A 7,615-nucleotide genomic window follows, 5' to 3' on the forward strand; every position below is an offset into this window, starting at 1 on the left:
CGGCTTGCGTCCCTATGACGGCCGCTGTCTTGGGCGGGGCCGTCCTGTTATGATGAGCGCCCCGTTGAAAAGCCTCGGGGCAAAAGACGCCGTATTTAACCACAAGCGCGCAGCCGAAACCAAAAGCTGTGCCGACGCCAGTCAGAGCATGTCCGAGAAAATTGAACTTCGCGCAGAGGTGCCGTCCGAATTGGGCGGCCAACGCCTCGATCAAGTCGCCGCCCAACTCTTCGCCGAGCACTCGCGCTCGCGCCTTTCCGCCTGGATCAAAGACGGCCTCCTGACTGTGGACGGGGCGGTCATTCGCCCGCGCGACATTGTTCATGGCGGCGCCGTGCTTGAACTGACCGCCGAGCAAGAAGCCCAGGGCGAATGGATCGCCCAGGACATCGAACTCGACATCGTCTATGAAGACGACGACATCCTGGTGATCAACAAGCCTGCGGGCCTGGTGGTTCACCCGGCTGCCGGTCACGCCGATGGCACCTTGCTCAACGCCTTGCTGCACCACGTGCCGGACATCGTCAATGTTCCGCGCGCCGGTATCGTGCATCGCCTGGACAAGGACACCACCGGTCTGATGGTGGTCGCCAAGACCATCCAGGCACAGACCAAACTGGTCACGCAGCTGCAAAGCCGCAGCGTGAGCCGCATCTACGAGTGCATCGTGATCGGTGTGGTGACGGCTGGCGGCAAGATCAACGCGCCGATCGGTCGTCATGGCCAGCAGCGCCAGCGTATGGCGGTGATGGAGGGTGGCAAGCCTGCCGTCAGCCACTATCGCGTGCTGGAGCGTTTCCGTTCGCACACGCATGTGCGGGTGAAACTGGAAACCGGTCGTACTCACCAGATCCGTGTGCACATGGCCCACATCAACTTCCCGTTGGTCGGCGATCCGGCATACGGTGGTCGTTTCCGCATCCCGCCGGCGGCCAACCTGAACATGGTCGAAACCCTCAAGAACTTCCCGCGTCAGGCCCTGCACGCGCGTTTCCTTGAGCTGGAACATCCGACCACCGGTGAGCGCATGAGCTGGGAATCGCCGTTGCCGGAAGACTTCGTCTGGCTGCTGACCCTGCTCAAGCAGGATCGCGAGGCATTCGTCGGATGAACTGGCTGACGCCGGACTGGCCTGCGCCGGCCAGCGTCAAAGCCTGTGTCACCACCCGCGAGGGCGGCGTCAGCCTGGCGCCGTTCGACAGCCTCAACCTCGGCGATCATGTCGAGGATCAGCCCGAAGCAGTGGCCGAAAACCGTCGGCGGCTGACCGATTATTTCTCCATACAGCCAGCCTGGTTGCAGCAGGTTCACGGCATTGCCGTGGCGCATGCGGATCCCGCCGTGGTTGCGACCGCTGATGCCAGCTGGACGTCAACGCCGGGTGTTGCTTGTGCGGCAATGACCGCGGATTGTCTGCCTGCGCTGTTTTGCGACCGCGCCGGCACTCGCGTTGCCGCTGCCCATGCCGGTTGGCGTGGATTGGCGGCCGGCGTGCTTGAAGCCACGCTGGACAGTCTGGATGTAGCGCCGCAAGAGGTGCTGGTCTGGCTCGGCCCTGCCATCGGCCCAAAAGCCTTCGAAGTCGGCCCCGAGGTGCGGGAAGTCTTCATCAATCAGTTGCCCGAAGCCGCGAAAGCCTTCGTGCCCAGCGACAACGCCGGCAAATACATGGCCGACATCTACGAGCTGGCGCGCCTGCGTCTGGCGGTTCGTGGCATCACTGCTGTTTATGGTGGCGGTTTCTGCACCGTGACCGATCCGCGCTTCTTTTCTTACCGTCGTGCTTCACGCACCGGTCGCTTTGCCTCCCTTATCTGGATCACCCGCTAGACTGACTGATCTGCATCAACCCGCTGACGCTTGAATCTTGCAGAATCGACCGCATCTATAGCGGTATCTGGCAGGTTTCTTTATTCAGGACGGTTTTTATAGGTCCGGCCTGCTCAAAAGGAAGGTGACCCATGCGTATAGACCGTTTAACCAGCAAATTACAGTTGGCGTTGTCCGACGCCCAATCCCTGGCTGTCGGCCACGATCATCCCGGCATCGAGCCCGCGCATTTGATGCAGGCCATGCTTGAGCAGCAGGGTGGTTCGATCAAACCGCTGCTGATGCAGACAGGCTTTGACGTCAACAGTCTGCGCAAAGAGCTGACCAAAGAGCTCGATCAACTGCCGAAAATCCAGAACCCGACCGGCGACGTCAATATGTCGCAGGATCTGGCGCGTCTGCTCAATCAGGCGGATCGTCTGGCCCAGCAGAAGGGCGACCAGTTCATCTCCAGCGAACTGGTGCTGCTCGCGGCCATGGACGAGAACAGCAAACTCGGCAAGTTGCTGCTCGGCCAGGGTGTGAGCAAAAAAGCCCTGGAAAACGCGATCAATAACCTGCGCGGGGGCGAAGCCGTTAATGACGCCAATCACGAAGAATCGCGTCAGGCGCTGGATAAATACACTGTCGACCTGACCAAGCGCGCCGAAGAGGGCAAGCTCGACCCGGTGATCGGCCGTGACGACGAAATCCGTCGCACCATTCAGGTTCTGCAACGTCGCACCAAGAACAACCCGGTGCTGATCGGTGAGCCTGGCGTCGGTAAAACCGCCATCGCTGAAGGCCTGGCGCAGCGCATCATTAACGGCGAAGTGCCGGATGGCCTGCGCGGTAAACGCTTGCTGTCGCTGGATATGGGGGCGTTGATCGCTGGCGCCAAGTATCGCGGTGAGTTCGAAGAGCGCCTGAAAGGCTTGCTCAATGAGCTGTCGAAGCAGGAAGGGCAGATCATTCTGTTCATCGACGAATTGCACACCATGGTCGGCGCCGGTAAAGGCGAAGGCTCGATGGATGCGGGCAACATGCTCAAGCCTGCGTTGGCCCGTGGCGAATTGCACTGCGTCGGCGCGACCACGCTCAACGAGTACCGCCAATATATAGAGAAGGACGCGGCCCTCGAACGGCGCTTCCAGAAAGTCCTGGTGGACGAGCCGAGCGAAGAAGACACCATCGCGATTCTGCGTGGCCTGAAAGAGCGCTACGAAGTCCACCACAAAGTAGCGATCACCGACGGTGCGATCATCGCCGCGGCCAAGCTCAGCCATCGCTACATCACCGATCGGCAACTGCCGGACAAAGCGATCGACCTGATCGACGAGGCTGCGAGTCGCATCCGTATGGAAATCGACTCCAAACCGGAAGTACTGGATCGTCTTGAGCGTCGCTTGATTCAGCTCAAGGTCGAATCCCAGGCGCTGAAGAAAGAAAGCGATGAAGCGGCGATGAAACGCCTGGAAAAACTTCAGGAAGAAATCGTCCGCCTGGAGCGTGAGTATTCGGATCTGGAAGAAATCTGGAACTCGGAAAAAGCCGAGGTTCAAGGTTCTGCACAAATTCAGCAGAAAATCGAACAGTCCCGTCAGGAGCTGGAAGCCGCGCGCCGTAAAGGCGACCTGAACCGCATGGCCGAGTTGCAATACGGGGTGATCCCGGATCTGGAACGCAGTCTGCAAATGGTCGATCAGCACGGCAAGCCTGAGAATCAGTTGTTGCGCAGCAAGGTGACTGAAGAGGAAATCGCTGAAGTCGTGTCGAAATGGACTGGCATTCCGGTGTCGAAAATGCTCGAAGGCGAGCGCGACAAGCTGATGAAGATGGAAAGCCTGTTGCACAAACGGGTGATCGGTCAGGAAGAAGCCGTGGTCGCGGTCGCCAACGCAGTACGGCGTTCCCGTGCCGGGCTGTCCGACCCGAACCGTCCGAGCGGCTCGTTCATGTTCCTCGGCCCGACCGGTGTTGGTAAAACCGAGCTGTGCAAGGCGCTGGCCGAATTCCTCTTTGATACCGAAGAGGCAATGGTGCGGATCGATATGTCCGAGTTCATGGAGAAACATTCCGTGGCCCGTCTGATCGGTGCGCCACCAGGATATGTCGGCTATGAAGAGGGCGGTTACCTGACCGAAGCAGTACGGCGCAAGCCTTACTCGGTGATCCTGCTGGACGAAGTCGAGAAGGCGCACCCGGATGTGTTCAACATCCTCCTGCAAGTGCTGGAAGATGGACGCCTGACCGACAGCCATGGCCGTACGGTGGACTTCCGCAACACCGTGATCGTCATGACCTCGAACCTCGGATCGGTACAGATCCAGGAGCTGGTCGGCGACCGTGAAGCCCAGCGCGCAGCGGTGATGGATGCGCTGACCAGTCACTTCCGGCCGGAGTTCATCAACCGCGTCGACGAAGTAGTGATCTTCGAGCCTCTGGCACGGGATCAGATCGCCGGCATCACCGAGATTCAGTTGGGCCGTCTGCGCAGTCGTCTGGCTGAGCGCGAGCTGAAACTGGAGCTGAGTCCGGAAGCGATGGACAAGCTGATTGCCGTCGGCTACGACCCTGTTTATGGCGCGCGGCCGCTGAAACGGGCGATCCAGCGTTGGATCGAGAACCCGTTGGCGCAGTTGATCCTTTCGGGTGGCTTCTTGCCCGGCGAGACAGTTACCGGCACCGTTACGAACGACGAGATTGTTTTCAACTAGGTCGTGTTAGCGGTGAATTAACAAAGGCCTCGCATTGCGAGGCCTTTTTTTCGTCAGGTTGTTGAACTCAAAGGAAAAGGCTTGTAAAGTGCGCCCCGCAGTCAGTCACCCGCAAGGTTTCAGCGCACTGGGCAGGAATCTGAAATAAGTTGCAAATCATTAACTTGAAAGCGATTTAGGGGGTTGACAGAGGTGTTCTAGGTTGTAGAATAGCGCGCCTCAGACACACGAACGCAGCGATGCGAACAGGGTCTGAAAGCTGCAAGTTTCACCGTTGTAAATTGAAATATGTAGTTCCGTGATAGCTCAGTCGGTAGAGCAAATGACTGTTAATCATTGGGTCCCAGGTTCGAGTCCTGGTCACGGAGCCAATTTCAAACCGGGGTATAGCGCAGTCCGGTAGCGCGCCTGCTTTGGGAGCAGGATGTCAGGAGTTCGAATCCCCTTACCCCGACCATTTTTGGGTCGTTAGCTCAGTTGGTAGAGCAGTTGGCTTTTAACCAATTGGTCGTAGGTTCGAATCCCACACGACCCACCATTTTTGAAACCAGTTAACACTGGGATCGAATCTTAAGATCAGAGGCCAAAAGCGCTGATCGAAGAAGGCGATCTTTGATAGGTCGCCTTTTTTTTACCGGGGTATAGCGCAGTCCGGTAGCGCGCCTGCTTTGGGAGCAGGATGTCAGGAGTTCGAATCCCCTTACCCCGACCATATTGAAAATCCTCGTATCGAAAGATACGGGGATTTTTTTTGTCTTCGCAAAAGCCCTGCCTATCAAGTCGTCGTACAACTGGCCGATAGCCCGCTAACGAGAAAGGGGCCTGCCACGACAACGCCCCGTCTAATTCAGCCAATACAAGAAAAAAGGGCGTCCGTCATGTTGCTTCGTCAATTGAATATCGCCCCACGGGCCGCTCTGGGTTTTGCCTTGATCGCGATGTTGGTGGCGTTACTCGGGATTTTCGCGCTGGGTCAGATGTCGAGCATCCGCGACAGTGAGGTCAAGGTTGAGCAGCAATGGCTGCCGAGTATTCGCGGTGGCGACGAGATTCGCGAAATCATGCTGCGCATCCGCACGATTTCCCTGCGCATGGCGCTGGATCAGGATCCGAAGAACATCGCCACTTACCGCAGCCAGATGGACACCCGCGACAAAGAACTGAGCGGAAAAATCGCCGCCTACGACAAACTGGTCACCACCCCGGAAGGCCAACAGTTGTACGAGCAGTTCAAAAAGACTTTCACGGCGTACCGCGCCGGCATCGCGCAATCCTTCACCCTCGCCGAACAAGGCAAGCGTGACGAGCTGACCAAACTGTTGCTGGTCGACATGAAAACCGTGGTCGACGGTTCCGGCAAACAACTCAGCGATCTGGCAGGTCTGTTCACCAAACAGGTTGCTGCTGAAAGCCAGAAGTCCGCCGCCCATTACGAAACCTCGCGCACCATCGTCAGCTTGTTCATTGCCCTTGCCGCACTGGCAACCGTGGCGCTGGCGATGTTGCTGACGCGAAGCATCGTGCGTCCGCTGACCTCTGCCGTGGATGCTGCGGAACACGTCGCACGGGGCGATCTGACCCGGCCCATCGAAACTCATGGCAACGACGAAGTCAGCCGCTTGCTCAAGGCCCTGGCGGCCATGCAGAAAAATCTGCGTGAAACCCTGCAAGGCATCAGCGGCTCGGCCACGCAATTGGCCACGGCGGCCGACGAGCTCAACGCGGTGACCCTCGACAGCACTCAGGGCCTGCAACAGCAAAACAACGAAATCGAACAGGCCGCCACCGCCGTCAACGAGATGACCACCGCTGTGGAAGAAGTGGCCCGCAATGCGGTGTCGACCTCCGATGCGACGCGCCAGTCCAGCGAATCGGCGCATCTGGGGCAAGAGCGGGTCAGCGAAACCGCCAATGCCATCAATGCGTTGGCCAGTGATGTGCAGCGCACCGAAACGCTGGTGCAGTCGTTGGCCAATCAGTCTCAGGACATCGGCAAGGTGCTGGATGTGATCCGTGCAATCGCCGAGCAGACCAACCTGCTGGCGCTCAACGCCGCCATCGAAGCGGCGCGGGCCGGGGAGAGTGGACGCGGTTTTGCCGTGGTGGCCGACGAAGTACGGGCGCTGGCGGGACGCACGCAGCAATCGACGCAGGAAATCGAGCAGATGGTGCAAGGCATGCGCAACGGTTCGACTCTAGCGCTGGACTCGATGCAGGCGAGTGCCTCACGTGCAGCATCGACGCTGGCATTGGCCGAGCGTGCCGGTGAAGCGCTGCTAACCATTACGGCCTCGGTGCAACAGATCCACGAGCGCAATCTGGTGATCGCCAGCGCTGCCGAGGAACAGGCGCAAGTGGCGCGGGAAGTCGATCGCAATCTGGTAAACATTCGCGATCTGTCGGTGCGATCCGCCACCGGAGCCAATCAGACCAGCGCCTCGAGCCACGAACTGTCGCAACTGGCCAATGCATTGCAAGGCATGGTACGGCGCTTCCAGCTGTAATTGGCGGGCGCAAAAAAACCGCGTTTCTCGTAGGAGAAACGCGGCTCGTTCGTCAGGCGTTTACGCGCCGTCCTGGTCCTTTAGGTGTTCAAACAAACCCTTGGGCATTTTCTTGCCGTTGGCTTCGAAGTTGGCTTTGACGTTGTTGTACGCCTCTTGCTCATCGATGAAGCCGTCATGGTTGGTGTCGATCTTGTCGAAGTCTGACTTGGGTGCGACCTTCAGAAACTCGGCGCGCGAGACCTTGCCGTCGCCGTCGCTGTCTGTCTTGGCCATCGAAGCATCGCCACATTTACCCTCACCGCATTTGCCTTCCGGCGTTTTCACTGAAGTTTCGGCTGAGGCGACGGTATAGCCCTGAGCCAGCGGCTGGGCGGCGAATACCGAACCGGACAACATCAGGCCGCCGGCCAGTGCGGCGCCGAGCAAGCCAATGGATTTTTTGCCGAGGGTAGAAGTACGGGACATTTACATTCTCCTGGGTCGCACGACGCAACCACGTTATGGGCTAATGCCGAAGCAGGCCTTGGCTTGCTCGGGTGTGGCCATTAAGCGGGGGCGATGTATCGCGACTGTGTCGTGGGG

General features: G+C 58.8%; 5 protein-coding genes and 4 tRNA genes. 8 read left to right on the forward strand and 1 reads right to left on the reverse strand.

What is annotated here, in order from left to right; translation table 11 throughout:
- Nucleotides 1-148 precede the first annotated feature (148 nt).
- The 8 genes from rluD (at nt 149) to GIW69_RS13335 (ending at nt 7,030) form a co-directional block, all read left to right on the forward strand.
- Nucleotides 149-1,111 (forward strand): 23S rRNA pseudouridine(1911/1915/1917) synthase RluD, encoded by a 963-nt coding sequence (rluD, locus tag GIW69_RS13300; protein ID WP_236483137.1) that lies wholly within the window; start codon nt 149-151, stop codon nt 1,109-1,111.
- Nucleotides 1,108-1,830 (forward strand): peptidoglycan editing factor PgeF, encoded by a 723-nt coding sequence (gene pgeF / locus GIW69_RS13305; protein ID WP_236483138.1) that lies wholly within the window; start codon nt 1,108-1,110, stop codon nt 1,828-1,830. Before rluD ends, pgeF begins: the two co-directional genes overlap by 4 nt.
- Before the next feature lie 131 nt (nt 1,831-1,961).
- A complete protein-coding gene (gene clpB, locus GIW69_RS13310; RefSeq protein WP_236483139.1) occupies nt 1,962-4,526 on the forward strand; it encodes an ATP-dependent chaperone ClpB in 2,565 nt (854 codons plus the stop codon).
- Between the two features lie 295 nt (nt 4,527-4,821).
- A tRNA-Asn gene (locus GIW69_RS13315) sits at nt 4,822-4,897 on the forward strand.
- Nucleotides 4,898-4,906: 9 nt separating this feature from the next.
- A tRNA-Pro gene (locus GIW69_RS13320) sits at nt 4,907-4,983 on the forward strand.
- 5 nt (nt 4,984-4,988) lie between these two features.
- Nucleotides 4,989-5,064: transfer RNA gene (locus GIW69_RS13325), tRNA-Lys, on the forward strand.
- A 97-nt stretch (nt 5,065-5,161) separates the two neighbouring features.
- Nucleotides 5,162-5,238: transfer RNA gene (locus GIW69_RS13330), tRNA-Pro, on the forward strand.
- A 166-nt stretch (nt 5,239-5,404) separates the two neighbouring features.
- Nucleotides 5,405-7,030 carry a HAMP domain-containing methyl-accepting chemotaxis protein gene (locus GIW69_RS13335; RefSeq protein ID WP_236483140.1) on the forward strand — a complete coding sequence of 542 codons (1,626 nt, stop codon included), beginning with the start codon at nt 5,405-5,407 and terminating at the stop codon, nt 7,028-7,030.
- A 60-nt stretch (nt 7,031-7,090) separates the two neighbouring features.
- On the opposite strand, the gene GIW69_RS13340 is transcribed toward GIW69_RS13335, so the two are convergent.
- Entirely contained in the window at nt 7,091-7,498 is a 408-nt protein-coding gene (locus GIW69_RS13340; protein WP_236483141.1) for an HvfA family oxazolone/thioamide-modified RiPP metallophore, read from the reverse strand.
- Nucleotides 7,499-7,615 lie beyond the last annotated feature (117 nt).

This window comes from Pseudomonas syringae, from assembly GCF_021605415.1.
Taxonomy (GTDB): Bacteria; Pseudomonadota; Gammaproteobacteria; order Pseudomonadales; family Pseudomonadaceae; genus Aquipseudomonas; species Aquipseudomonas syringae_S.